This is a genomic window from Thermococcus argininiproducens (assembly GCF_023746595.1).
In the GTDB taxonomy this organism is placed as follows: domain Archaea; phylum Methanobacteriota_B; class Thermococci; order Thermococcales; family Thermococcaceae; genus Thermococcus_A; species Thermococcus_A argininiproducens.
In genome coordinates this window covers 444,632-470,505 of sequence record NZ_CP080572.1, presented here as the reverse complement: position 1 = coordinate 470,505, position 25,874 = coordinate 444,632, and the positions used below count along the sequence as shown (strand labels likewise).

Sequence of the window (25,874 nt, the reverse complement as noted above, 5' to 3'; positions counted from 1 at the left end):
CCTTCTCGTCCTGAAGAGCGAGGCTTTCAAAAGAAAAAAGTAATCTTATCTCTCTTTCATTATCTGCTCGATGTCGTTGTATATGGAATCCCTTGAAACATTGAAGAGCCTCGCTATTTCAGAGATGTTTAAAGCCTTTGGATTCCATCCAAAGAGTTCAAGAGCCTTTCTTAAAATCGCCCGCCTTTCTTCTATGCTTGGATTCTCAAAGTTCCTTTCTTTTTTAGGCCTGTTTACCACAGCTACTCCAACAGCATATTTTCTTCTTGTCACTGGCATTGTATATGTGCCAAAAGTGAAGTCTACTATTTCGGTGTCCGTTATTCCGTTCTGCATTTTTTGTTGGAGTCTTTCTATAACGTCTTTTCCTGAGGTGTATTCGGCTATTATGTATTTTTCCGCTTTTTTTGTTGGGTCTATATTTAGAGCTATTTTTATTCCCATAAAAGCTCCAAAAGATAGCTCTATTTTAGCCTTCTCTATTGAGCCGGGCATCTCTTCGAGGATTTTAGCTTTTTCTTTCAGTTCTCTCAAACAACCTTCCACACTTACAGCTTCGCATTCAATGAAGACCAGCATTTCACTCACCGCAATTTTGAGACTTTTGTATACATAATTTAGTGTCCAAAATATTTATAGAATTTGGTTGGCTTATTTATTAATGCAAAAAGCTATGGCAGATTAGATTAAAAACTCAAATTATGGCAGATATCTAATGATTTGGAAATTTATTGATACATCTCCTAATGCTTACAATGGGCCCTGTTGTTATTTTGACTTATATTGGGTTTTATTCAATGGTAATATGGTGATATTGGAAAATTTCCAATCAATATTCATCAATTTTGAGGTAATAATAGACATAATTGGGGGGAAAGGTATTTATACAACTTTGATGTAAGTTATATTTGAAAATTTTCCATAGGGGGTGTTGATGAAATGATAAACTTGAAAAAGTTGTTTAGAAGGAAGAAAGGTCAGGGTGCGCTGGAGTACCTCTTCATGATCGCAGCAGCACTGATAATCATCTTCGTTGTGGTGAGGTACATCTCAAGTAGTGGGCAGCAGGCCACATCACAAAGTGATATAGCTGCTTTACAAAGTCAAGCAGAACTTGGAAAATCTTCACTACAAGCAAAAGACTGGTGGGGAGACAATTACGTAGTGGTAGTAGATTCTACTAACGATGAGTTAGAGATATACACTTCTGCTGGAGGTACTCTAGTAGCCACTGTAGATATCTCGGGTAGTGAGTATCTGACGGATATAGAAAACATGAATACAGCTACTGGTAACTATATTGATTTGGATGATGATGACGCTGCAGACACTCTAGACAACTTGTATGATGATTGTATGGGTGGTAATGCAGACGCTTGTAAAGTCTTAGCCGCTCTTGGTGGAACATGATTTTGTTTTCTTTTTCTTAACTCTTTCAAATTTGTGAGGGAATGTTAATGAAAAAAGCTCAAGGTTCTCTTGAGTATTCTGCTATGATTGCTCTTATCCTTGTGATGATATTGGTAGCGGTTTTTTACTTTGGTGAAGGTGTCGTTCCAAAGGCGATAAAATCTACCCAACAAAATGAAATCTTGCAATACCAGAATACTGTGGAAGTTATAAAATCTAACTATGAAGCTACAGGAGCTTGGAACTCCCTCAAAAATGAAACCATCTCTTGTTCAAACTCTCAATGCACCTTTAACGGCGAAACAAAAAGTATAGATGACCCTGCATTTTCCTACTCAGATACTCTTGAGAATGCCTATAATAAGTGCATCTACGAGAACGATATAAACTCATGCAAAGCGATAGTTTATGTTCTTGGAGAATGAAATTAATTTTCCTTTCTCGAGGGTTTGAAGTGGGTTGGGTTCTAAAACTTTGAGCTACTCCTTCTCACACTCACAAGGGTTCTTCCCACAGTAAGGGCAAACTCCAGGATACTTCTTCTTGGTGGCTTCCTCCACATCCACCCCTACTATGTTGGCTAAACTCACGAGCCAGGCTAAGACATCGGCAAATTCCTCCTCTATAGCCTTTCTATCATTTTTCCTTAAGGCCTCTGCTAGTTCACCAACTTCCTCACTAAACCAGAGAAAAGTCTTCTCCAATCCTCTTTTTTCATCCCTATGAAAGTAGAGATCCTTAATAAGTTCTTGGAATTCTTTGATGTGCATAATCTCACCTCTTAAGGGCTCGGACTTCTTTTTTCATCATAGCTCAGCGCAATTCGCTTTCCTCATAGCCTAGCTTTAAATCCTCCTCTTCTTTTTTAAAACTTAAGGAAAATGATTTAAAGTTTAATGCAGAATTGCAATAGGGTTGTGTAATGGGATTATTTTCATTTGGGTCCAAGAAGAACAAGGTTATTAAGATGCTTTCTCAAGGTGACTTGGAGGATATTATCATCTCCGCAATGAAGGATAAAAAATATGTAGATGCAATAATAGAGCTTCTTGATGAGAAAAATCCGGGTCTCAAGGGAGATGCTCTCTTACTCCTTGGTGAACTCGTCTCAAGACACAAGGATTTGATGATGGAGTATGTTGAAGCAGGTCTTCCATTAAAAGCCCTTCTTCTAGTGAACGATCCGGATCCATACGTTAAAGAGAATGCCATGCAGGCCTTTGAACTAATGCTAAGGTTTTTCCCATGGATTGAAGGGATGTTCAGAGATGAGATAGTAGAGGAACTCATAGACATCTTAGAAAAAGGCGATAAAAACAGAAAAGCATTTGCAATGTTGATGCTTAAAAAACTTAAAGTTAGAGGGGCCCTTCCAATGATTGAACAGTTCAAAGATGTTAATGAAGCCGTTATTTTACCGCTTGAGGGTGTTAAATGGGTTTCATTGGGCGAAATCGCCCGGGAAGTGATAAAAGATTTAGGAGGTGAAATGAATGATTAATGTCCTAATATTCATAATATTGTTAATAATTGCCGCAGTGATAGTTGTCAAACTGACCTTTGCAGTGCTGAGATGGATGGCTATGAATGCAGTAGTTGGTTTAATCCTCTTGGGAGTTCTGAATTATCTTGGTGTAGCACACATAGAGATAAACCTAATAAACTTCCTTATAGTGGCTGTGGGTGGAATTTTGGGCGTTTTTCTTTTGTTGTTCTTGTCTTATCTCTAACTTTTTTCCAAATCTTTATAAAGTCGAATTTTTTAAGAGGGTTGTAGTGAGAAAAGGGAAGAGTTGGTGAGGTGATAATCATGTCTCACAGGTCTGCTGAAATGTATGAACTTAAAAAGAAGGTAGATGAGCTTAAAAAGTTCCGAGGTCGAGCTACAGAATTAGTTTCCCTTTACATTCCAGCAGGTTATGATTTGAATAAGGTCATGCAGCAACTTAGGGAGGAGTATGGAACGGCCCAGAACATTAAATCAAAGAGCACTCGAAAGAATGTTCTTGGTGCTTTGGAGAGGGCTATGCAACATCTTAAACTTTACAAACAAACTCCTGAAACAGGATTAGCACTCTTTGTTGGGAACGTGAGCGAGCAGGAAGGTGTTTCCGATATCAGGGTATTTGCCATAGTCCCGCCGGAGCCCTTAAACATCAGACTTTATCGATGTGACCAAACTTTTGTAACAGAACCCCTTGAGGAGATGCTCCGTGTTAAAGATGCCTATGGTTTAATAACTGTCGAAAAGAATGAGGCTACAATAGGAATTCTCAGAGGGAAGAAGATAGAACTTGTTGAGGAATTAACCTCCAATGTGCCCGGAAAGACAAGAGCTGGTGGTCAGTCAGCTCGAAGATATGAGCGAATTAGAGAACAAGAGACCCATGAATTCATGAAAAGAATTGGTGAGCACTCTACCAAGGTCTTTCTGCCTCTTCTGGAAAAGGGAGAGCTCAAGGGCATTATTGTGGGCGGTCCAGGACCAACAAAGGAGGAATTTGTTGAAGGGGATTACTTGCATCATGAACTCAGAAAAAGGATTCTTGGAGTCGTAGATATAAGCTATCATGGCCAGTATGGTCTTAGAGAGCTTGTTGAAAAGGCAAGTGACATTTTAAGAGAGCATGAGGCTGTTAAAGAAAGGCTCCTCATACAAGAGTTCTTCAAGCACTTGGTTAAAGATACAGGCCTTATAACATACGGTGAAAAGGAGGTCAGGAATGCTCTAGAGCTTGGGGCCGTTGATAAGTTATTACTCAGTGAAGGTTATGATAGGGTGAGAGTAAAGGCCAAGTGTAACAATTGCGGATGGGAAGAGTTAAAAACTATGAGCGAGCCTGATTTTGAGATTTACAAGAAAAATCTCAAAAATTGTCCTAAGTGCAACAGTCAGAATATAAGCTTTGAGAAATGGGATGTGGCTGAGGAACTTATAAAAATGGCAGAAGAAAGTGGATCAGATGTTGAAATAATCTCCCTCGACACCGATGAAGGTCAGCAGTTCTATAGGGCCTTTGGAGGGATTGGTGCAATCCTAAGGTACAAGCTCCAATGAAGCTAGTAGTTGTTTTATTCTTTCTCTGGCGTTTTCTCCATCCATTATATAAGGTGGCCTGAGGATTGGTTTTATTGAAAAGCCTCTTATATTCATAGCAATTTTTATTGCAGAGCCGAATGAGGATGCTAGATCATAGACTTTTGAGACCTTTGCAAGCTTTTGGGAGTACTTCATGGCTTTTTCAAAGTTTCTCTCTTCAAATGCTTTATATACTTCAAGATGAAGCTCTGGGGCAAAGTTGGCACATGCCATTATTCCTCCATCCCCTCCCAAAAAGAGCGTGTTTAAAAGGTGTTGATCTAGACCTGTGAACACTTTAAAGTCTTTTCTTTCGCTTTTCACTTCAAATATTACATCTCTAACGTGGTTGATGCTATCTATGGTTTCCTTTATCCCAGCTATGTTTGAGTACTCGAGAGCAAGGCGTTTTATTAGATGGACACTCATTGGATTGGCACAACTGGGGATATTGTAGAGGATTATTGGAACTTCTGTTTTTTCTGCCACTAGAGAGTAGTGCTTAAAGAGGGCATCATCATTGAGGGGACAGTAGTAGGGAGGAGCTATGACTACATAATCAGCTCCTATGTCTTGAGCATGTTTGGTTAGCTCAATAACCTCAAAGGTATTTGTTGAGGCAGTCCCTACTAAATAAAATGCTGAGCTTACGAATTCTCGGCCTTTCTCTGCAAGGAGCTTTCTTTCTTCATAGTTTAAGCTCGTAAATTCTCCAGTTGTTGCATTTATGAAAATACCATGCACTCCAACTTTCTGAAGGTAATTTATGTGCTCTTCAAGACTGGCCAGGTCAATGGAATAGTCTTCATTAAAAGGTGTTACAAGAGGCACTATAACTCCGCGCATAGGATCACCAGAATAGTTTGGCTTTGGTATATTTTAGGTTTGTGGAGAATGGGTTCTACGCCAAAATGTATAGAAAAGAAAAGGGCTCACATAACCTCGGGAGCTTCGATTCCCATTAGTTCAAGAGCGTTCTTGAGAACTTGTTTTGTTGCTATCACCAATAGAAGCCTCATTTCTCTTGTTCCTTCTTCAGCCTTCAAAACTGGAAGGGCCATGTAAAATCTGTTGAATATCATGGCGAGCTCATTTGCATATGTGGCTATTAAGTTTGGCTTTATGTCCCTTCCGGCCGTTTTTACGATCTCAGGGAATTTTGCCATGGTCTTTATCAGTTCTTTTTCTTTTTGGTCCAATCTCGAAAAGTCTGCCTTCTTTAAGAGTTCTGTGGGATCAATTGTCATACCTGTCTCCATAGCCTTTTTCAGAATTGATGCACACCTAGCATGTGCATATTGAATGTAGGGTGCACTTTCGCCTTCGAAATTAAGTACGTCCTCCCACCTGAAAGTGATTATCTTTTCTGGGGAGTATTTCACGAGGTTGTACCTTACAGCGCCTACTCCAACGATCTCAGCTATCTTCTCTTTCTCCTCCTCACTTAAACCGGGGTTTTTCTCCTCTACAAGCTCTTTAGCCCGCTTAACGGCCTCATCCAGTACCTCGTCAACAGTGAACCCTATCCATGTTCCTTTCCTTCCACTGAATTTTCCTTCGGGCCTTATTACATGTTCATAAGCTAAGTGGTGGAAGTTCTTGTATGATTCTTCATACCCAAGAAGTTTTAGTGCGTAAGCGACGGCCTTTTGCTCATACCTTTGCTCTGAACCAATGACGTTTACCACGATATCTGCATTTGCGAATCTTCCGGGCATTTTTTCACCGTCTTTGGCAGTAGTCCATGTTTCGTGCTTTTCGACTTTGTCCCAGAGCTTGTAAAGCATATCTGCATTTACCTTTCCAAATTTCCAGAGGTGGTATGCTATGTCCTTTCCAGTATATGTTGCAGTTCCATCACTTCTAATAAGTACAGTGTCAGGATTTTCTAAGTCTGGGAAGAGATCGCCAAGTTTCATGATAAAAGCTCCCTTATATTTACCCTCTTTGGCCCACTCAAAGTGTGGATTGGCTTCAATCTTCTCGTAGGCCTCTTCGAATATTCCACTTCTTACAATGTCGCTTTCCCAGCTAAGGAGGTCATATGAGATGTTGAGTCTATATGTTGTTTTCATCTGGGCTTTAAGAACATCTTCAGCAAGTTTTCTTCCTTTTTCTGCTACTTCACTCTTTCCTTCTTCAAGCTCCTTCATTAGGGCTCGTATCTTCTTCTCTACTTCGGGGTCTTCTTCCATTTTCTTGTGGACCTCAACGTAAAGTAGGCCTAAGGCGTGATCAATTATATCGTCCTTTGAAAGTCCTTTTTCTTTGAGCTCTTCCATTATTTTCTCAAATTCCTCTCTCATATTGAGATAGCCCCAGAGGACCTGGGCAAACTGGACACCGAGATCATCAATGTAGTTTTGAACCTCTACATTGTATCCAAGAGCCCTCATTATTCTGGCTATGGTGTCCCCTAATACGGCGTTTCTCGCGTGCCCCATATGGAGGGGTTTTGTGGGATTAACGGAGGTGTGCTCAACAATAACTTTTTTACCTTCCCCAAAATCACTCTCTCCAAAATGCTCTCCCTTTTGTAGAATCTCTTCTACTGTGAACGCTCCAAATTTTTCATACTCTAAAAAGAAGTTTATGTATCCAGCCCCAGCTACCTCAACCTTTGCTATATACTCAGGAAGTTTTCCTTCTAGATTTGATACTATTTCTTGAGCTATCACTCGGGGGGCTTTTCTAAATACCTTTGCAAGTTGAAAGGCAACGGTTGTTGCAAAGTCTCCAAACTCCATGCTGGGTGTTTCATCAAATAATATCTCACCTTCCCATGATTTTTCTTCTTTTTTGAGCATTTCTGAGATGACATCTTCCAGTAATTCCTTTATACTCTCTTTAATATCATCGTAACTCATGATCACCACCAGACTTCCTTTTTCATAAACCTTTAAAAACTACCCGCTTTAAATTTGTTTGTGAGTGTCATGAAAAGGATTGGAGAACATAAGGCCAAAAAGGGCCTTATAAGGTTTGAGATTGAAGAGGAGAACAGTATTGCTAAAACTGTGAGAATTACTGGAGACTTTTTTATCTATCCTGAAGAAACCATTCTTGAGCTGGAGGATGCATTAAAAGGAAAGAGGCTAGAAGAACTTGAGAGTATAATAGACGAGTTCTTTTCTGTAAGAATGGATATCGAAATGCCCTATATAGATGTTGAAGACTTTAAGATGGCCCTTAAAAATGCATTGAGTGGTGGAAATGAAGAAAAGTAGAATTTTTTACGGGTTTGTAGCCTTATTTTTAATAGGATCATTCTTTGGTATCCTTTTTGCTCGGATAAATCCTAGTTCAGCTGAGATAATATTTTCAAATTTAAGGGAATTCTTGGGGGGCAACATTAACGAGAATATGGATAGGTTTAGCCTTTTCACGTTCATTTTCTTTAATAATTCTAGGGTTGCAATTATTTCAGCAATTGGTGGGGTTTTATTTGGAATAGTGCCAGCTGGAATATTGTTCTTCAATGGGTTTATAGTTGGAATAGTGATAGAGTACTTCCATTTACAAGGTGAGGATTTGTTAAGAATTGTGCTAGCTATACTCCCTCATGGATTGATTGAAATTCCAGCTTTTGCTGTTGCAGGAGTTGGGGGTGTTGAATGGTATTTTGAGCTTGTTAGAGGGGAAGGTACTTTAGGAGAGCGCTTTTTAAATGGATTCAGGAAGTCTATGAAAATGCTTGCCATAGCGCTTGTGATGCTTTTGATAGCAGCTTTTGTCGAGGCTTATATCACTCCAACTATTGCATCTGCTGTTTGAGTGCATACCCTCCTAAAATAAAGGATATTAGCAAAAGATATATGACTGAGAAGATGCTATTTGAGTCAGGGTTATTCATTTGGTTGTTTGGTATTGTTAAGCCGTGCTTTTCCTCCCATTTGTCTGTGATCAATACATCAACGGCTCCTCCAGATAGGAGCTCGATAGTTTCTAAATCCTTAAGATGCAGGACATAAGTGTCTCCTGGCCTTAGGTCTCCGATATAATAAGTTCTATCGTCTATTCTTAAGCTCACATTTTTTGAGTAACTTTCTCCTATTAGGAATTTTCCGTTTGGTTTGGATGTGCTGATGTCACTGGATAAAAACAGGCATCCAATTGAATACGTTGCTGTCCCGTTAAAGAGAAGGGAGAGTTTCACTGTTCCCTCAGCATCTACGTAAAAGACATAGTAAAAAGGCCGCCATTCATTGCTTACCTGTGCAAGGCCGCCATAAACATCTTTTTTTGTATAAATAGTAACATGTGCTGGGCTAATTTGGCTGTCCCATGGTTGAGAACTTTTGATGCACATTCCTAGGGTATACCACCCTTTTTTGAGATTTAATCCTGGGAGTTCTAGGACTGTGGGCGGCTTTGAGGCAAATATAGTTAAAATGTCTCCATCTCTCTGCAGGATTCCATTTATTGTTTTCCAGTCTAGTTTAGTAGAAAGGATATTTTGGAATTTTTTTCCTTTTATGACAATTGCAATTGGATATTTCGTGTGTATTGGAAGTATCATAGGTCTATTTTCAACAAGAGTTCCAGAAACTGGAAAGCTAGGTCCTTTTCCATAGATCAATTTTAGGGCCTCTTCTCGTGTGAATAATTTCATTCGTAAATTGTTCATGTAAAGATAACCGTTTGCTATGTGGATGGGATAGAGAATATTGGTACCATTTATTAGTCCTCCACTTATCTTCCTCCATACTATTCCGTCGAGGGATATCCAGAGATAATCCATGCCTTCTTTATGATAGTCCACACTTACTACATAATGAATTCCGGTTTCTGGATCTCTTAGAGCATCGTAGAACTTCATTTCTGCTTTATAATACTCCCCAAACCATGTTGCTAAGGGTTTAAGTTCGTCCTTTTTCTTGTTGTATTCTATTACCTGAGGGAAGTTATCATTATAGAAGAAAGCTCTATTTTCATCAGGATACGTGACAGCTAATGGTCCACTGTTCATTACATAATTGATTACATGGTTGTTAGTATTTCTAAATATCCAAGTGCCGTTTTTATAGATATACAGTCCTCTATATGGGGGATTATCGCCAACTCCAACGTAAACGATTTTATCGTAGGGATCTACGCTAACTAAGTGGATATGACACCCGTTGTCTTTGACCTGGTAGTGATCTTCTATGTCAAAGAAAACTTCAAAATGCCTCCCGTCAAAAGTTCTATAGACTTTCGCACTGTTGGACTTCTTCCCATATTCTCCTATAAGCAGAAAGTCTTCATTTCCTGCCCATGACCACCAGATGGCGTATTTGCCATCGTCGAGCCTCATAACCTCTTCAAAGGCTTGTCCATTCCACATAAATATTCTCCCTTTGATATCTGAGAAGAAGAGTGTATCCTTCCACAGATAGAGAGAAGTTACCTCAGTGTTGTGCGCATATAATACTTCCCAGTTTTCTCCATCCTGGCTTTTTAATATTCGCATTCTCTGATGTCTCAATCTCTTATACTCTACCCCATAAAGGTATCCTCTTGAGTCAGGCCCCACTACATACGTAACGGGAAGTTCTTGAACGCTTAAGGTGAAAGAGGGAGGGAGAGGATCGTCAATTACTTTCCCAATTCCATGAAGATAATATTCAAATGATCCTGCCGGAGAGGCGTAAATGAGTAAAAGAAAAATAATCGTGGCCAACTTGGCCCTCATTTTCTGCTCACCAGTTCTTCGGGAGCAGTTTCTTGGACAGGGAATGTTCCATATTCTTCATACGTTTCGATTTCGTTCAAAAATGCATCTATGGGATTTTCCATAGTCATAATCACGTTTCTAACATGCTTTCTAAAGGCTCCATTCTTTCTCATGAGCTCCCAGGCTTTTTCAGAAACTCCTATGGGGTCTGTGGAATGGAATTTAATCCCCAAGTTTATGAGCCACCGGGTTATTGCGAGTAGCTTACCTGGATATGTCGATATGGTTGGAGTTCCTAAAGCTAGTGCCTCTCTATTCATTGTTCCACCGGCTCCTATCATGAGTTTTGCGTAATATAGAAGCGATAGGCTGTCGGTAACATGGTCTGGGATTATAACATTTTCAAAGTGTTTAAATCGCTTTGCCTGACTTTCAGTTCTCGGGAAAAGGACAATGGGGATGTCAGGGAGAAGAGGGATGATATTCTCAAGTATGCTCTTCTCAGCATCCCCGTTAAAGTAATTGGCTTTTATCGGTTCAGTTCTCATGACGATATAGCTGTAGGCAGTTAAATCTAGCTCTTTTAGTGGCTTTTTGCTTGGAACGAATCCATATAGGTGAGCAAGCTCAGGTATGCCGTTTATAGGTCTTAAAGAATTTGCATCGGCTCCGCATTTTATAAGCTCGTATGCATCAATGGCTTTCGGATAAACAAGTCTCCTTGTGAACGGTAACATGAGTTTATTAACCGCTGTTGCGGTGTCATTATCTGCAAATCCTATAGTTGGAATCCCCAAACCAAAGGCAATTCTTGGAGCCTCTGGGGAATTTTTATAGAGGGCTAAATCGGGTTTTTCTTCAATTATTAATTTAGCGAGCTTATGCTGTCTTTCAACACTTGCTATAAGCTTTCCTTCAAGTGTAGAACCACCATGTTTTCCAACAATGTAGTAATCTATTCCCAACATGTCCAAAATTCCAGTTAAACCGTCAAATTCCCTTGTAGTGACCAAAACCTCATGTCCTCTCTTCTCGAGTTCCCTGATTATACCCTTGAAAAAGTGAGCGTGAGGTGCGTTGACAATGTCTATCCAGATCTTCACAGATTTCACCCAATATTATGAACACCTTTGTCCATTAAAAGGGTTTCCGTAAAATGGTTTTTTTGAGTCTGGATACTCATATCCCAAAAGCTTCTTTTTGGTTGCAAACGTTTATTACAATTTCTGTTAATGAAAACGATGTTTTAGAGGCAGATTTTGTAATTTCGTCTTATTATCAGTCTCCCATCTTAAGAAAAATCAAAAATTCTGGAGAAATCTTTGGGAGTTTTGGTTTGAAATTGTTGCGTGGAAAAACCTTAAATTTGGGTTTTCAGTCTCTTTTACTTAGGGTGGAAGAGATGAAAGAGAGAATAATTGAGAAAAGTGCAGAAATCGCAGTCATTGGATTGGGATATATTGGGCTTCCAACCGCTATAATGTTTGCAAATGCAGGTTTTAATGTGATAGGGTATGAAATAAGGGATGAAGTTGTGAAAAAATTGAATTCTGGTAATTCTCATATAGTGGAACCTGACATAGATGAACTTTTACATAGGGCCATAAAAAGTGGCAGATTAAGGGCCACCTCTGATAAGAATGATATAAGGGAAAAAGACGTTTACTTAATATGTGTTCAAACGCCATTAAAGGATGATAAGACTCCTGATCTAAGTTATCTTGAAAATGCTGTTAGAACAGTTGCTGAGACTATGAAAAGGGGCTCTCTAGTGATAATTGAGAGCACGATTCCACCAATGACCACTATAAGAATGGCAAAGCTCATAGAGGAAGTAAATGGCCTAAAAGCTGGAGAAGATTTCTACATGGCACATGCTCCTGAGAGGGTAATGCCTGGAAGAATATTTAAGGAGCTTGTTTATAATTCGAGGATACTTGGAGGTATAGATGAAGAGAGTGCAGAACTAGCTGAGATTTTATACCGCTCTTTTGTAAAAGGTCAGATATTTAAAACCAACTCCACAACCAGCGAAATGGTAAAACTGATGGAAAACACTTTTAGAGACGTGAACATAGCACTGGCAAATGAATTTGCTCTTTTAGCTCATCAATACGGTGTTGATATTTTTAAAGCAATAGAATTGGCCAATACTCATCCACGGGTCAAAATTCACACTCCGGGAATAGGTGTTGGAGGGCATTGTTTGCCAAAAGATCCTTATTTATTATTAAGCTCGGCTAAAGAAGATTTTGGATTGGTGAAGAAAGCTAGAGAAATCAATGAAGATATGCCCCTCTTTGTCAAGGATCTTCTAGTAAGTGCTCTAAAGACTATAAACTTACCTCCGGAGGACGCCATTGTCACAGTACTGGGGTTGGCGTATAAAGGAGATTCGGATGATACGAGGAACTCTCCAGCTTTATTCTTTATTGAAGAGATAAAAGAGGAAGTGAAGGATGTAAGGACCTATGATCCATATGTAAAAGGTACTCACGAAACTCTTGAGGAGGCTTTAAGAGGGAGTGATGTGGCAGTGATAGCAACAGATCACTCGCTATTTAAAAATCTTAATTGGGAAGAATTGGGGAAACTCATGAGAAATAGAGTTTTAATAGATGGAAGACACGTAGTGCAGACTCCCCCAAAGAGCTTTGTGTTTAAGGGGATTGGGAGGGGCGAGTATTGAAACCAGCTTTTGTTTTTGGAACAAGGCCTGAGATAATAAAGTTGGCACCTGTAATAAGGGCATTTGAGGAAAGGGGTATTGACCCATTACTCATTCATACTGGTCAGCATTATGACTATGAAATGAGCAAGATCTTTTTGGAAGAGCTTGAGCTTCATAGGATTGATTACCATCTTGAAGTTGGTTCTGGGACTCAAGCCTATCAAACTGGCACCGCCATGATAAAAATAGAAGAGGTTCTGATGAAAGAAAAACCGGATGTCAGTCTAGTTCAAGGGGACACAAACACTGTTTTAGCTGGTGCTTTGGCGAGTGTAAAGCTTAAGATCCCAGTGGCTCATGTTGAAGCAGGTTTACGGAGCTTTGATAGAACAATGCCTGAAGAAATAAACAGGATTTTGGCAGATCATGCTAGTGAGATTCTTTTTGCACCTACAGAGGAAGCAAAGAAAAATCTCGAACGGGAAGGTATATCTGAAGGAGTTTATGTTGTTGGGAACACAATTGTTGATGCGGTTCTTCAGAATTCGGAAATAGCCGAAAGGAAGAGTAAAATCTTAGACGAGCTTGGATTAAGACCTAAAGAGTACGCCGTTTTAACAGCCCACAGGGCAGAGAACACTGATAGTGAGGAGAACCTCAAAAAACTCGTGGAAATAATAGAATCCTTGCCGATAACTGTAATTTATCCGGTACATCCAAGAACGGAAAAGCGCTTAAAATCGTTAGATCTTTGGGACAGGCTAGAGCAAAAAGCTCATGTAATTTTAACGAAACCCTTGGGTTATCTTGACTTCTTAAAGCTTCAAAAAAATGCAAAGTTTGTGTTAACTGATTCAGGAGGAATTCAAGAAGAAAGCATAATACTAAATGTGCCCTGTTTAACGCTCCGCTACAATACTGAGAGACCAGAGACGATAAAAGCAGGTGGAAACGTCCTCGTAGGCCTAGAAAAGGGAAGAGTTCTTTACTATGTTGATAGACTCTTGAATGATAAAGAGTTTTATGAGAAGATGGAATCAGCAAAGAATCCTTTTGGAGACGGGAGGAGTGGAGAGAGAATAGTTGAGATTCTGTTCAATCTTTACAATAAAGGAGAACTGAAGGTGAGAAGCTCAAGATTTATTTAATACCGTTTCGTTTATTCTTTCTACTTCAGAAACCAATGCTTTTACCATGAACTTTACGAGCATGTCCTTATATCCAGGGTAAGTCATAATACCTTTGGATGTATCTCTTATCAAGATTATTCCGCCTGACATGGTCTGGCCTCTAATATATTTTCTTGAATCAAATGTTCGCAGAACTTGAGTCAAATTTGATTGGCTTGCATGCTTAACCTCGAAGTAATGCGCTGTGTCTCCAATAGTTGAGTGCACCATAAGAGCCTTTAGGCTTCCTTTGGAGTAGATGGGTGTGTATGTTATGTTATTCTCGAGAACTCTAACTGCTAAAAATTGTCCATCATACTTTTTCTCAAGCTCCTTAATTTCAAACGCTTCATACCCCTTTTGGGCAAACTCTCTTAGGAGAGCCTTTTTTAGAGCAATACTAAGACTATCATTTCCTTCAATATAAATGTATATCTTTCCTTGAATTAGGGTTGTGTTCTGAGATGAAGCTCCTCCAATCGTGGAGGTTACCTGAGTCTCTGACTTTACAAATGAGAAGGTTAGAACAAAAAACGACAAACCCAACAGCAGAATGATACACAGTATAACAACTTTCTTTGACATAAATTTCACCACAATGACTACTAAGATATGTAAAATATTTAAATCTTTCTTTGTGTATATTAAAAAGCCCTAAAAAACAGCTAGTCAAATAGGCATTCCAACATAAATTCCATGTCTTGTTCTTACTATTTTTACCTTAATTTCCTCACCAACTTTTGCATGGGTGTTTATAACTTCTATGAGTCTGTTTCTGGCAACAGCGAGCATTTCACCCTCAATTCTTCCCGGAAGAATTATTTTTGCCTTAACAACTTCACCAACGTGGAACTCTAATGGGATGAATCTTCTTTTATGCATTCCAAAGTGTTCTGGCTTTAGTACTAAAGGCCTCATACCAGTTTTTTCTTCGAGTTCTCTAAGCCATGTGTAGAATTTTTTGAAAGATAAAAACCTAACAGAGGGATGTCTTCCAAATTTGTATGGCACATAGTTCTGAAATCCTAGAGCAGGCCATCTTTTTCCTGCTCCAATTCTCCTTGCAAATTCAATAAAAGCCTCAGCTTCCATATCGTTTATTCCAAAAATAATTACTGGGGCAAAAAGGACATCAATTCCAGCATTTATCAAGGCCTCGGCCATTTCCAAGACATGATTAAGGTCGTAATTTTTCATTCCCATAAGCATTTTGGCTTTTTCTGGATCGAGGGAGTGAATAGAGAGGTTTACTCTGTCTAATCCGGCTTCTGCTAACTCTTCAATTAGCTTATCGCTGAGCAAAATTCCATTACTCTGCATTGAAATGATATTAACATTTGGATTTTCCCTAAGTCCCTGTACGAGTTCTACTATGAATGGGTAGAGTAAAGGTTCCCCTTGGCCATCCAAGTGGGCCTCAAGTCCTTTTCCTTTAAACTGGGCAACTTCGTCGAACCATTTTAGTAGATAATCTACATCTACGACGTAGTCAAGAATTCTAGTTCTTGAATACGGTCCCTCATCTACAGAACAGAAAATACACGAAACGTTGCACCCTGTAGAGCCTCTAACCTGAATTAAGTTTGTTCCTCGGTCTATCAACCCAAATGCATTATATCCTAAAAGCGGGACGTTCATCCCTTCGTGGATGTAAAGCACCTTTCTTTTTGTATATCTACTTCTTAGAAATTCCCCCAAATGACTTTGGATTAAAAATGTAATTAGTCTCTCAATCTCTTCATTTTCAGCATCTACAATGAGATATCCATCTTCAGCACTTATGGTGGTTTTTATCCTAAACTTTCGTTTAATAGCCCGCTCAAGAAGCTTTTTTTCAAAATCGGCATAGAGAGTTTCTCTCCAAATTAATCTTATAGTGCTTTCGTGATCTTCAAAATATGAGTTGGGAAGCTTTATTCTCATCATGTACTCCTTTGAAAAGAACGTCCTTTTAAAATTTTTAGCAAGATTTATAAAATAGATAATTGAGCACATTACCGCATGGAAACATTTTAATACTTTTGCAGCAAAGGGTCTAATGATGGACTATTGTGGACAGAGGTGAGGAAAATGTGGGGTAAGCTTGAACATTACTTTGATGAATATCCCGTGAGGAAACAAATAGCTAAACTGCTCTTAAAGTATGGTTTAAAGGTTTCGGATGACATGAAAATTAAGTGTGGGGAAATAGAGGTCCCCTATACAAAAATAGCAAAGGCACTTGATGTTGATAGGAGAGTCGTTAAAGAAACTGTCACAATGATTCTGAAAATTCCCGAACTTAAGGAGGTTTACGTTAATCTAGAACCTACTGTGCACATGAAGTTTGTTGGAAGGCACGTTGGTTATGGGGTCATAGAGATTGAACCAGAACCAAGGGCTATCGGAATCTTGGCAAAAGTGGCCTCTAAGATTGCTGATAGAGGCATAAATATTATACAGGTAGTTGCGGAAGACCCAGAACTTTATCCAGAGGCTACACTCACAATAATCACAGAAAAACCAATTCCTGGCGAACTGATAAATGAACTATCAAAGCTTGAGGGAGTTAAAAGGATCTCAATTTATTGACCTTTTTATTTTTCTTGAATTATTTAAGGAAGGATCCATTCTATATCTTGCCAATTAAATATGCTGGCTTTTTTAGCTTTTTGTGCCTCTTAAATATTGTAGATCTTGATTTTCTCTTATTCTCAAAGACATGTTTCTAATCTATAACCAATGGTTATTAACCATTTGCTCTCTTGGGAAGGTTTATAAATGTATATGTCTCAATAAACGTTAGAAACATTAGGTGTAAAAACTTTCAACCTTTGCTTACGGAGGGTTGTTAAATGGGAGAAGCAAGCAAAGTAAGCCGCTATCTATACACGGTTTTAATCCTGTTTATTATTTGGATGTTTTTGACAAGCAGTTTTGATCCACAAGAGCTAGTAATGGGAGTAATATTTTCATTAATCGTTGGAGCACTCACATACGAGGTATTTACTGAAAAAGGCCTAGCAAATCTTAATCCGAGAAGAATAGCCTACTTCGTAGCATACATTCCATATTTTGTCTGGGCAATGATAATGGCCAATCTGGATGTTGCCTATCGGGTTTTACATCCAAAACGCCCAATAAACCCAGGAATTGTTGAATGCAAAACAACACTCACAAACAACACTGGAAAACTCGTTCTTGCAAACTCAATAACCCTAACTCCGGGAACGATAACCCTTGACATCAAAGGAGATAGATACTTCATCCACTGGATTGATGTGAAAGATGAGAGTGTAGAAGGAGCTTCTGAGAGTATAACAAAACCGTTTGAAAAATTCCTAAAGGTGATCTTCGAATGATAGAGATTTACCTAATCCTAATTGGGATTGCGGTGATTTTAAGCATGTATAGATTCTTCAGAGGTCCAACAACAGCGGATAGAATTGTCGCTGTCGATATAATGACGACACTTACCACTGGATTAATGGTGCTTTTTGCCCTTTACTACAGGAGAGCAATATTCCTTGATGTGGCCCTAGTTTATGCGGTGCTTGCATTTGTAGGAGTTATAGCTTTTGCCAGATACATGGAGGGAGGACTATGAGTATTGCTTCTATAGTTGGGCAAGCACTTGTGTTGTTTGGAACATTCTTCTACGTACTATCATCCCTTGGTCTAATTAGGATGCCAGATGTTTACAACAGAATGCAAACTGCGACAAAGAGCGCTACTTTGGGCTCCCTCGGTGTTATTATTGGAGTTGGAATATGGGCAATTGGAGAAGTAAACAGTTACTCTTGGATCTCAAAAACTTTGATAATTGCCGTATTCTTGCTTTTAACTAATCCAATAGCAGCTCATGCGCTTATTAGAGCAGCATATAAGAGTGGAGTGCCTCTCTGGGAGGGGAGTATCATTGACAAATACAAAGAGGCGGAAGCTTCGTTGGAGAGAGTAGAGCAGATAAAGGAGGCCTTAGGGGAATCAGCTAAGGAGGTTGAAAAAAATGAGTGATTTGGTAGCCATTTTTATTGCTGCACTAATGGTTATCTCTGCAATTTTTGCAGTGGAATGGAGAGATCTCTTGGCAGCAGTTGTTGGAATGGCTGCAGTGAGTCTTTTTGCCTCAATAGCGTTCTTTTTCCTTCAAGCTCCAGATGTTGCAATGGTTGAAGCTGCTATCGGGGCCGCATTAAGCGCTGCAGTGTTTATCTTTGCAATAAAGAGAACTGAGAGATATGAAAAGGAAGAGGAAGGCACAGGATGGTGGGTGAGATGGTAAAAAGAGTTCTAGCAATAGTTTTCATACTTATCATAGGCCTTTGGATGGCAAAGGCACTTGATCAAGTTCCTTTTGGCGAAGACAGAATGCTCGTGGGTAAATACTACCTCGATCATGTGAAAGAAGAGACAGGGGCTGTAAATGCTGTAACCGCTGTAGTTGTTAACTATAGAGGTTTTGATACTCTTGGAGAGGTCACAGTACTCTTCATAGCTTCTACTGGTGTTGCAGCACTCCTATGGAAAAAAAGAAAAGAAAGGTCTGCTAAAACCGAAGGAAGTGTCGTCTTAACAACAGGTGCGAGAATTCTTTTGCCCTTCATAATGCTCTTTGGGGCTTATATCTTTATTCATGGACATCTTACTCCAGGAGGAGGCTTCCCGGGCGGGGCAACAATTGCAACAGCATTTTTGTTCCTCTACTTGACGTTTACTCTCTATGAAGTTGATCATAAAATCTTCGAGCCACTTGAAGGTCTTGCAGGAATTGGGTACGTTACAGTTGGTCTTATCGGTCTAGCAGTAGGTGGTTACTTCCTCTTTGACTGGATATGGCAAACATGGGGAGTAGGAAAGGAGAATATTGGACGACTCATTAGCGCAGGATTCATTCCAATAATCTATACCTTAATCGGAATTAAAGTTGGTACTGAGCTTACTGGAATTATTGACAACATGATTAAAGAGCCCGAGGAGGGAGGGCAATGAATCCGTACTACTTTGCTTCAATAGCTCTCATATTAATAGGGTTCTATGCGATATTAGCCAAGAGGAATGTTCTAAAGATGCTTGTAGGTCTGAGTATCATGGAGACAGGGGTTAATCTTCTGCTAATTAGTGTTGGCTATGTGAGTGGTAAAAGTGCCCCAATCTTAACGGAAGGAATAACCCCAAATAATGCGGTGGATCCAATTCCACAGGCTTTAGTGCTTACAGCAATTGTGATAGGTGTTGCAACGACTGCAATGGCCTTGAGCGTTGTGATAAACCTCTATGAAAAGTACAAAACCCTTAACGTAGAAGAGATAAGGAGGTTGAGGGGATGAATCAGTATGCTTCACTTCTCATTGCGTTACCATTATTTGGCGCGTTCCTTATACCTGTCCTCAAGAAAGTAGGCAAAAACCTCGTAATGCCCTTCCTGGTCTTGGTAACTTTAATACAAACTGGAATTGCAGCTTGGGTATTTAATGAAGTTTACACAAGTGGGAAGCCAATAATAATCATGGCAGGCGGATTTAGACCACCAGTCGGGATTAACCTCTACATAGGACATTTCGCAGCATTGTTCGTTCTTATAGTCGCAGTTGCAAGCTTTCTAATGGCTGTATTCAGTATAAAAGCTGTAAAAGTTGAACCACAGGATAAATACGCAATGCTGTTCCTTCTTTTGATGCTTGGTGCAACCGGTATGATTGCAACTGGGGATATATTCAATCTCTTTGTCTTTATGGAAATAACGGCAATAAGTGCCTATGCTCTAACTGCTTACAATAAAACAGGGGAAGCGAGTGAGGCTGCTCTCAAATATGTGGTTCTTGGGGGTATTGGTTCGAGTTTCTTCCTAGTTGGCGTTGCTTTAATCTATGGAAGCCTTGGAACACTAAACATGGCACACATCGCTCAACTGGCTTCAATGATTAATCCAACTGTTGCCAAGGCAGGATTGGCACTTCTTATCTTTGGTTTGGCGGTTGAAGCTGAACTATTTCCGTTAAATGCTTGGGCACCCGATGCTTATCAGGAAGCACCTCATCCGATAACTGCAGTATTTTCAGCCTTTGTGGTCAAGGCCTCTCTCTATGCAATAGGGAGGATACTCTATATTCTCAGCGCTTCAGAGGGTTGGAACTCAGTTTTGAGCCTTCTCATAATTATGGGAACTATTACCGTAGTGATTGGTGAACTCAGTGCTTTAAGGCAAACTAATGTTAAGAGAATGATTGCATACTCAAGTATTGCTCAAGTTGGTCTTATAGCTGTGGGTATAGCATTAGGAACCCAAAAGGGACTTGATGCAAGTATTTTCCAAATGTTCAACCATGCGATAGTGAAACTCCTGATGTTTCTGGCTGTTGGATACGCTGCTTTAGAACTTGGTGGGCCAGAGATGGAGAATTTCAAGGGCCTAGGAAAGAGAATGCCAATTACAGCATTCGGGATAACTCTTGGAGCCATAGCCATTATTGGAATTCCACTCTTCAATGTATTCTGGAGTAAGATGCAGCTAATCATGGCTGCATTAGAAGCAGAGAAAATCGGCGTCGTCGCTTTAATCCTCGGTGCAAGCTTGGTGGAGATGGTTTATTACGTTAGGCTAATTCACACGATTTGGTTCCAAGGGGATGGCGATAAGATCAGGGAAAACAGTGCCCTAGCTTTGGGGATGCTCCTCCTAATAGCGTTCATTATCCTCATAGGAATCTATCCACAACCCTTCTGGGATATAATGCAAAAAGCTGGAAGTGACATCTTTAACGTTGCCGAATACATTAAGAATGTTCCTCTAATGGGGGTGAGCCCATGAATGAACTTGCCATAATCATTTTCGCTCCTCTGTTAGCTGGAGCCTTAGCGTGGCTTATAGAGGTAAAGGGGATTAGGGAATTAATTGGAGTAACTGGAGCAGCATTACCTTTAGGATTTTCCCTTTTACTGTACCAAAAAACGACTGAGGGCATCAATCTTGCTCTCAATATTGGGGTTTTCAATTTGACTTTTGCCCTAAATCACCTTAATTGGTTCTTTATTGGAATTGGAACTTTGGTAGGATTTGCCTCAATACTAGCTTTAGTCTCAACAGCTAAAGACAGTTATGAATGGCTCTTTGCTTTAATGAGTCTCACTGGTGTACTGGGAGTGTTCCTTGCAAATGACATGATGACATTCTTCATCTTCTGGGAGATAATGACATTTGCAAGCTTTATGATGGTGCTTCGCTACAACCGCAGTGCATCGCTAAAGTACTTCCTATTAAGCGTTTTCGGAGCATATGCAATGCTGATTGCATTGGGAATCATTTATGCAAAACTAGGAACCTTTGACTTTGGAACAATTCAACAAGCAATGTACCAAGAGGCATATGCAAGTGCATTTGGCGCTGAGACACTACTAAGCAAGAACGAGAGTGCATTAATTTATTTGCTGTTCCTCATTGCATTTGGAGTTAAAGCGGGCATGTTTCCACTGCATGTATGGGCACCAGATGCATATGGAGAGACAAATCAAAGTTATACAGCGATGTTTAGTGGAGTTTTGAGCAAAGCGGGAGTTTATGGATTCATTTTACTTTACGTACTTATGGGAACCCGTTTGGCACTTGAATTTGGAGCATTCAGAAGCACAACGAAATTTGGTTATATCATAGCATTCCTTGGAGGTTTAACTATAATTGTTGGTGGACTGTTAGCTGCTCTTCAGGAGGATATAAGAAAACTCTTTGCATATTCAAGTATAAGCCAACTTGGATACATATTAGTAGGAATTGGCGTTGGCACAGCGTTAAGCATTCAAGCAGCAATGTTCCATGCTCTTAGCCATGCGTTGTTTAAAGGCCTTTTCTTCCTCATAGTAGCTACAATAGTATACAGGACTGGTAAAACAACCTTTGCAGACATGGGAGGGCTTGCTGAGAAAATGCCATTTACATTTGCAATGGCCTTTATAGCCATTCTTAGCCTTGCTGGAATTCCGCCTTTAGTTGGGTTTGCCAGCAAGTGGGTTCTCTTTGAAGCAGTAATAAGCCAGAACTTGCCGATACTAGGTGGCATGGTGTTCTTTGGAAGTGCAATTGGGTTTGTTTACCTCATAAGATTTGTATACGCAGTATGGTTTGGACAAAGACCCACTGATTTAGATGAAACCAAAGATGCACCCTTACCAATGGCCATAGCGATGGTAATTCTAGCTCTCTTCAATGTAATACTTGGAATTGCACCGGGGCTTGTTGCAAAGGAGCTTAATAAAATATTTGGAAAAGAAGTTATCGGTGGAGACCTCTTCATACTAGATCTAGGGTTTGGAAAGTACAATGCACTGGCAGTCACGATTTATCTTGTAGTCGGCATAATAATAGCGGGGATAATCTATTTCCTCGGTGCAAAGGTTAGAAAAGTGCCTGTTACAGACACCTACCAGTCTGCTAACCCTGTGACGATGGAATATAATCTTACAATAAGGAGAAACTTCTTCCTTCCACTCAAAGAGACATTGGCATTTTGGCTTAGGATAAGCTTTGACAGGCTTTATCGCACCATAGGAACATGGGTTGAAGATCTAGCGGAAGTTATGAGGACTTATATCTACAATGGAAATACTCAGAGCTATGCATGGTACCTTGCAATACTGTTACTAATACTAGCACTTTGGGGGGTGTGAAGAATGATTGAAATTGCTTTAAAAGCTCTCTTTATCTTAATTTATGCAACTTTCGTAGGTTTCATGTTCATGGGAATAATAAGAATAGTCACTGCAAGAATACACAGAAGAGTTGGGCCTCCTATCTATCAGCCCATCTTAGATACGATTAAGCTCCTTTCAAAGAAGAGCAATATAACTCATGGTTTAATATATGACTTTGGCGTGATCTACGCATTGGGAGCAACAATACTGGCTATAATGTTCATACCTCTTGGAAATATTGGTGTTCTCAGGGCGTACGGTGATCTAGTATTAATTACCTTCCTCCTTGAGATCCCAATGCTTGGGATAATGTTTGCAGCAATGAGTTCAGGAAACCCCTATGCTGGCATTGGTGCTCAGAGGGCCTTGTTGACGCTCTTAGCAATTCAAGTACCACTGGGCTTTGCAATAGTTGCCCTTGCTGAATATTATGGTACATTCAGCACCTATGAAATAGTGATGGCCCAGCAGAGCATGGGATGGAGTATAACAGCGCTTCCACTCTTGTTTGCAGCAATTGCTTACGATCTTGTACTTCAAGCAATGTTTGGTAAAGAGCCCTTTGACATCATGATTGCACCTGGCGAGATATCTCTTGGCCCAATGGTTGAGTTTGGCGGTAAACACATGGGAATACTTCAAATTCAACATGCGATAGCCCTCTTTGGAGAGACACTGTTCTTCTCAAATATATTCCTTGGAGGAGCAGCGATTACAATATTTGGGAGTTCGATACTCAATACAATAGCAACTTTGGTTGTACTCCTCATCAAGCAAACTGCAGTACTTTTGGTAGCAACTTTCATGGGTGCAATATTCCCAAGGTTCACCATAGATCAAGCTGCTAGGTTCTACTGGAAATGGCCTACAATAATAGCCGCTCTAGGGGCAATATTAGCGAGTCTGTGAGGTGAAGAAAAATGGTTGATTGGAGACTATATGAACCGCTTATTAACTTTGCGAGAAAAAGGAGCATGTGGATTGTGGCGTTTTGTACGGGATGTGGCGGTATAGAAATGCCTCCGCTAATGACCTCAAGATATGATCTAGAGCGTTTTGGTATGATGCCTAATCCAGCTCCAAGAATGGCTGATCTCTTCCTAATTACTGGATACGTGACTCCTAAGACCCTCAAAAGAATAATAATCACCTATGAAATGCAGCCTGATCCAAAGTACGTCCTTGCTCACGGTTCATGTCCACTAAATGGCGGAATTTATTGGGACGCTTACAATGCTATCAAGCACCTTGACAAGTATCTGCCAGTTGATGTTGCAATAGCTGGATGTATGCCGAGACCTGAGGCAGTTATGGACGGTATCAAAAAGATAATGGAACTCATTGATAGTGGGAAGGCCGATGGATGGAAACGCTACAAGGAGAACTACGAGTACTACAAGAAAAATCAGGACGAGCTCTTTGGTGAAGGGTGGAGAGAAAAGACTGCGAGAAGATGGATTCCATGGCTAATGGACAAAAAGAAGAAAGTTAGGGAGGAATGAAACATGACACTGGAAAAAGAGGAGAATATATTGAGGCAAATTCTTGAAAAGGCACCATATGCAGAAGGCAAGGTTAGAAGGGCTAGGAGAATAGAGTTTCGTATCCCTGCAGAGAGGATTAGAGAGTTTCTCACTCTGCTTAAGGAGAGTAACTTTGAAACTATGATGCAAATAACAGCAGTAGACTGGATTAAAGATGGGGAGATAGAGCTTGTTTATCAAATGTGGAGTTATACTCACGCTGTTCATGCATTTGTAAAGACGAGAATTCCAAGGGAAGTGGAAAAAGCGAAAGTACCTTCAGTGAAGGATATCTATCCAGTGGCAGAAACCTACGAGAGAGATGCTCATGAATTTTACAAGGTGTACTTTGAGGGTAATGAAAAACTGGAAATGCCGTGGATTCTCGAGGATGAGGATAGAGAAGCAGGAGTTTGCCATAGAAAAGACTTTGACATGCTCAATTACGTGAAAAGGAAATACAAGATTCTGGATAGGTTCGAAGAGGATAAGGAGGACTATGTGATTTGAGGTGATGGTGATGGTTTCACAGGAGGAACTCATTAGAGAAGCGAGAGAAAATGGGATGGAGCTCTTACCCCTGGATAAAGACACTTATGAGTTGTTTTTTGGTCCCCAGCACATGGCCACTGAGAATTACAGCTTAATTCTAAAACTGGATGGGCATAGAGTTGTTAAGGCCATAGCTAATCCCGGTTTCCTTCACAGAGGATTTGAGAAACTTGCCGAGCTAAGACCATGGTACACAAACATAGCACTCCTACTGAGAGTCTGTGTCCCAGAGCCTGATGTTCCAGAGGCTATTTATTCCATGGCTGTTGATGAGCTTATGGGATGGGAGGTTCCAGAAAGGGCTCAGTGGATCAGGACGGTTGTTCTTGAGATGGCTAGAGTTACTTCGTACTTATTCTGGACAATGGGATTATCATTTAAGCTTGGTGTTTACACCGCAGGACAATGGGCTGCTGCTTATAGAGAGAGGTTTATGGCACTCTTTGAACAGCTTACTGGGGCGAGAGTTTACCATATTTACACAATCCCTGGTGGAGTTAGAAGAGATATCCCTGGAGACAAGTGGCTAAGGCAGCTCAAAGACACTGTGGAATATGTTAAGAATAAACTTCCAGACTTTGACAACATCTTATTTGAAAATTACATCACTTACAACAGGCTTGAAGGGATTGGAGTAATGGACAAAAAGTTTGCTTTAGCAGAAGGCGTTACTGGGCCAAACTTAAGGGCTGCAGGAGTAAAAGCAGATGTAAGAAGATTAGATCCCTATTTACTCTACCCCGAGCTTGATTTTGAGATACCTGTTCTTAAAGAGGGTGACTCTTTGGCCAGAGCACTTGTAAGGAGATTTGAAATTGAGCAGGATCTTTACATCCTCGAACAGCTTCTTGAGATGGGGCCACCGGATGGGCCCTATAAAGTGGAAGATCCAAGACTTAAGGCACTTCCAAGGTTTAAAGTCCCTGCAGGAGATGCTTATGCTCATGTAGAAGCTACTACTGGAGATTTTGGAGCCTATGTTGTAAGCGATGGAGGAAACAAGCCTTATAGAGTCCAGATAAGAGGTCCAAGCATATCCCATGGAATTAGGGTAATAGAACAGCTTTTGGTAGGGGCTAGAATAGCAGATGTGCCAGTTATATTGATGACCTTAGGAAACTGTCCACCCGACATAGACAGGTGATGAAAA

Annotated in this window: 30 protein-coding genes; 22 read left to right on the top strand and 8 right to left on the bottom strand. The window is 40.1% G+C overall.

Translation table 11 applies throughout. The features are described from left to right. Positions 1-45: 45 nt before the first annotated feature. Positions 46-579: an HTH domain-containing protein gene (locus K1720_RS02455; protein WP_251949632.1), complete on the bottom strand. Its 534-nt coding sequence runs from the start codon at positions 577-579 to the stop codon at positions 46-48. A gap of 360 nt (positions 580-939) precedes the next feature. On the opposite strand from K1720_RS02455, the gene K1720_RS10675 reads away from it, so the two are divergent. Further along, positions 940-1,410, top strand: a complete 471-nt coding sequence (locus K1720_RS10675) for a class III signal peptide-containing protein (protein ID WP_341480972.1) — start codon at positions 940-942, stop codon at positions 1,408-1,410. A 47-nt stretch (positions 1,411-1,457) separates the two neighbouring features. After that, positions 1,458-1,835, top strand: coding sequence for a class III signal peptide-containing protein (locus K1720_RS02445; protein ID WP_251949631.1), 378 nt, complete (start codon positions 1,458-1,460; stop codon positions 1,833-1,835). Between the two features lie 54 nt (positions 1,836-1,889). Here K1720_RS02445 and K1720_RS02440 read toward each other — a convergent pair whose 3' ends face one another. Then, positions 1,890-2,180, bottom strand: a complete 291-nt coding sequence (locus tag K1720_RS02440; protein WP_251949630.1) for a MazG nucleotide pyrophosphohydrolase domain-containing protein — start codon at positions 2,178-2,180, stop codon at positions 1,890-1,892. Between the two features lie 152 nt (positions 2,181-2,332). Between K1720_RS02440 and K1720_RS02435 the strand changes: the two genes are divergently transcribed. The 3 genes from K1720_RS02435 to prf1 all read left to right on the top strand — a co-directional run bounded on the left by K1720_RS02435 (position 2,333) and on the right by prf1 (position 4,468). Beyond that, a complete protein-coding gene (locus K1720_RS02435) occupies positions 2,333-2,911 on the top strand; it encodes a HEAT repeat domain-containing protein (protein ID WP_251949629.1) in 579 nt (192 codons plus the stop codon). Beyond that, positions 2,904-3,140: a pro-sigmaK processing inhibitor BofA family protein gene (locus K1720_RS02430; protein ID WP_251949628.1), complete on the top strand. Its 237-nt coding sequence runs from the start codon at positions 2,904-2,906 to the stop codon at positions 3,138-3,140. The genes K1720_RS02435 and K1720_RS02430 overlap by 8 nt, the downstream gene beginning before the upstream one ends. A gap of 80 nt (positions 3,141-3,220) precedes the next feature. Further along, positions 3,221-4,468, top strand: a complete 1,248-nt coding sequence (prf1, locus tag K1720_RS02425; protein WP_251949627.1) for a peptide chain release factor aRF-1 — start codon at positions 3,221-3,223, stop codon at positions 4,466-4,468. Here prf1 and K1720_RS02420 read toward each other — a convergent pair. Together K1720_RS02420 and K1720_RS02415 are read right to left on the bottom strand one after the other, a co-directional pair. Next, positions 4,448-5,335, bottom strand: a complete 888-nt coding sequence (locus K1720_RS02420) for a dihydrodipicolinate synthase family protein (RefSeq protein ID WP_251949626.1) — start codon at positions 5,333-5,335, stop codon at positions 4,448-4,450. The two genes, prf1 and K1720_RS02420, sit on opposite strands and share 21 nt — an antisense overlap. Positions 5,336-5,421: 86 nt before the next feature. Then, positions 5,422-7,356: an arginine--tRNA ligase gene (locus K1720_RS02415; protein ID WP_251949625.1), complete on the bottom strand. Its 1,935-nt coding sequence runs from the start codon at positions 7,354-7,356 to the stop codon at positions 5,422-5,424. Between the two features lie 69 nt (positions 7,357-7,425). On the opposite strand from K1720_RS02415, the gene lplB reads away from it, so the two are divergent. Together lplB and K1720_RS02405 are read left to right on the top strand one after the other, a co-directional pair. Then, positions 7,426-7,716, top strand: a complete 291-nt coding sequence (lplB, locus tag K1720_RS02410; protein WP_251950457.1) for a lipoate-protein ligase small subunit — start codon at positions 7,426-7,428, stop codon at positions 7,714-7,716. Then, positions 7,703-8,263 carry a stage II sporulation protein M gene (locus K1720_RS02405; RefSeq protein WP_251950456.1) on the top strand — a complete coding sequence of 187 codons (561 nt, stop codon included), beginning with the start codon at positions 7,703-7,705 and terminating at the stop codon, positions 8,261-8,263. The genes lplB and K1720_RS02405 overlap by 14 nt, the downstream gene beginning before the upstream one ends. Here the strand turns inward: K1720_RS02405 and K1720_RS02400 are convergent. Both K1720_RS02400 and K1720_RS02395 read right to left on the bottom strand, forming a co-directional pair. Next, the gene (locus K1720_RS02400) at positions 8,244-10,163 is read right to left on the bottom strand and encodes a hypothetical protein (protein ID WP_251949624.1); all 1,920 of its coding nucleotides are present in this window, start codon (positions 10,161-10,163) and stop codon (positions 8,244-8,246) included. The genes K1720_RS02405 and K1720_RS02400 overlap by 20 nt on opposite strands. After that, the gene (locus K1720_RS02395; protein ID WP_251949623.1) at positions 10,160-11,248 is read right to left on the bottom strand and encodes a DUF354 domain-containing protein; all 1,089 of its coding nucleotides are present in this window, start codon (positions 11,246-11,248) and stop codon (positions 10,160-10,162) included. Before K1720_RS02395 ends, K1720_RS02400 begins: the two co-directional genes overlap by 4 nt. Before the next feature lie 299 nt (positions 11,249-11,547). Between K1720_RS02395 and K1720_RS02390 the strand changes: the two genes are divergently transcribed. Next, positions 11,548-12,834, top strand: a complete 1,287-nt coding sequence (locus tag K1720_RS02390; protein WP_251949622.1) for a UDP-N-acetyl-D-mannosamine dehydrogenase — start codon at positions 11,548-11,550, stop codon at positions 12,832-12,834. After that, complete coding sequence (wecB, locus tag K1720_RS02385) at positions 12,831-13,964, top strand: non-hydrolyzing UDP-N-acetylglucosamine 2-epimerase (protein WP_251949621.1); 1,134 nt, start codon at positions 12,831-12,833, stop codon at positions 13,962-13,964. The genes K1720_RS02390 and wecB overlap by 4 nt, the downstream gene beginning before the upstream one ends. Here the strand turns inward: wecB and K1720_RS02380 are convergent. Both K1720_RS02380 and K1720_RS02375 read right to left on the bottom strand, forming a co-directional pair. Further along, the gene (locus K1720_RS02380; protein WP_251949620.1) at positions 13,950-14,570 is read right to left on the bottom strand and encodes a hypothetical protein; all 621 of its coding nucleotides are present in this window, start codon (positions 14,568-14,570) and stop codon (positions 13,950-13,952) included. The genes wecB and K1720_RS02380 overlap by 15 nt on opposite strands. Before the next feature lie 84 nt (positions 14,571-14,654). Beyond that, the gene (locus K1720_RS02375; protein WP_251949619.1) at positions 14,655-15,911 is read right to left on the bottom strand and encodes a radical SAM protein; all 1,257 of its coding nucleotides are present in this window, start codon (positions 15,909-15,911) and stop codon (positions 14,655-14,657) included. A gap of 144 nt (positions 15,912-16,055) precedes the next feature. Here K1720_RS02375 and trpY point away from each other — a divergent pair, with 144 nt between their 5' ends. The 13 genes from trpY to K1720_RS02310 all read left to right on the top strand — a co-directional run bounded on the left by trpY (position 16,056) and on the right by K1720_RS02310 (position 25,868). Continuing rightward, complete coding sequence (gene trpY, locus K1720_RS02370) at positions 16,056-16,556, top strand: TrpY family transcription regulator (protein WP_055281146.1); 501 nt, start codon at positions 16,056-16,058, stop codon at positions 16,554-16,556. A 263-nt stretch (positions 16,557-16,819) separates the two neighbouring features. After that, on the top strand, positions 16,820-17,326 hold the full coding sequence (locus K1720_RS02365; RefSeq protein WP_251949618.1) for a Na+/H+ antiporter subunit E: 507 nt from the start codon (positions 16,820-16,822) through the stop codon (positions 17,324-17,326). Then, the gene (locus K1720_RS02360) at positions 17,323-17,571 is read left to right on the top strand and encodes a monovalent cation/H+ antiporter complex subunit F (RefSeq protein ID WP_055281149.1); all 249 of its coding nucleotides are present in this window, start codon (positions 17,323-17,325) and stop codon (positions 17,569-17,571) included. Before K1720_RS02365 ends, K1720_RS02360 begins: the two co-directional genes overlap by 4 nt. Next, the gene (gene mnhG, locus K1720_RS02355; protein ID WP_251949617.1) at positions 17,568-17,981 is read left to right on the top strand and encodes a monovalent cation/H(+) antiporter subunit G; all 414 of its coding nucleotides are present in this window, start codon (positions 17,568-17,570) and stop codon (positions 17,979-17,981) included. The genes K1720_RS02360 and mnhG overlap by 4 nt, the downstream gene beginning before the upstream one ends. Beyond that, positions 17,974-18,249, top strand: coding sequence for a DUF4040 domain-containing protein (locus tag K1720_RS02350; protein ID WP_055281153.1), 276 nt, complete (start codon positions 17,974-17,976; stop codon positions 18,247-18,249). Before mnhG ends, K1720_RS02350 begins: the two co-directional genes overlap by 8 nt. Continuing rightward, on the top strand, positions 18,243-18,956 hold the full coding sequence (locus K1720_RS02345) for a Na(+)/H(+) antiporter subunit B (protein ID WP_251949616.1): 714 nt from the start codon (positions 18,243-18,245) through the stop codon (positions 18,954-18,956). Before K1720_RS02350 ends, K1720_RS02345 begins: the two co-directional genes overlap by 7 nt. Beyond that, positions 18,953-19,294 carry an NADH-quinone oxidoreductase subunit K gene (locus tag K1720_RS02340; RefSeq protein ID WP_251949615.1) on the top strand — a complete coding sequence of 114 codons (342 nt, stop codon included), beginning with the start codon at positions 18,953-18,955 and terminating at the stop codon, positions 19,292-19,294. The genes K1720_RS02345 and K1720_RS02340 overlap by 4 nt, the downstream gene beginning before the upstream one ends. Beyond that, positions 19,291-20,775: a proton-conducting transporter transmembrane domain-containing protein gene (locus tag K1720_RS02335; protein WP_251949614.1), complete on the top strand. Its 1,485-nt coding sequence runs from the start codon at positions 19,291-19,293 to the stop codon at positions 20,773-20,775. The genes K1720_RS02340 and K1720_RS02335 overlap by 4 nt, the downstream gene beginning before the upstream one ends. Further along, on the top strand, positions 20,772-22,625 hold the full coding sequence (locus tag K1720_RS02330) for a proton-conducting transporter transmembrane domain-containing protein (protein ID WP_251949613.1): 1,854 nt from the start codon (positions 20,772-20,774) through the stop codon (positions 22,623-22,625). Before K1720_RS02335 ends, K1720_RS02330 begins: the two co-directional genes overlap by 4 nt. A gap of 3 nt (positions 22,626-22,628) precedes the next feature. After that, positions 22,629-23,558, top strand: a complete 930-nt coding sequence (locus K1720_RS02325) for a respiratory chain complex I subunit 1 family protein (protein ID WP_251949612.1) — start codon at positions 22,629-22,631, stop codon at positions 23,556-23,558. 11 nt (positions 23,559-23,569) lie between these two features. Then, positions 23,570-24,151: a NuoB/complex I 20 kDa subunit family protein gene (locus tag K1720_RS02320; protein WP_251949611.1), complete on the top strand. Its 582-nt coding sequence runs from the start codon at positions 23,570-23,572 to the stop codon at positions 24,149-24,151. 3 nt (positions 24,152-24,154) lie between these two features. Then, the gene (locus K1720_RS02315) at positions 24,155-24,682 is read left to right on the top strand and encodes an NADH-quinone oxidoreductase subunit C (RefSeq protein WP_251949610.1); all 528 of its coding nucleotides are present in this window, start codon (positions 24,155-24,157) and stop codon (positions 24,680-24,682) included. Positions 24,683-24,692: 10 nt separating this feature from the next. Next, a complete protein-coding gene (locus K1720_RS02310; RefSeq protein WP_251949609.1) occupies positions 24,693-25,868 on the top strand; it encodes an NADH-quinone oxidoreductase subunit D in 1,176 nt (391 codons plus the stop codon). Positions 25,869-25,874: the final 6 nt, after the last annotated feature.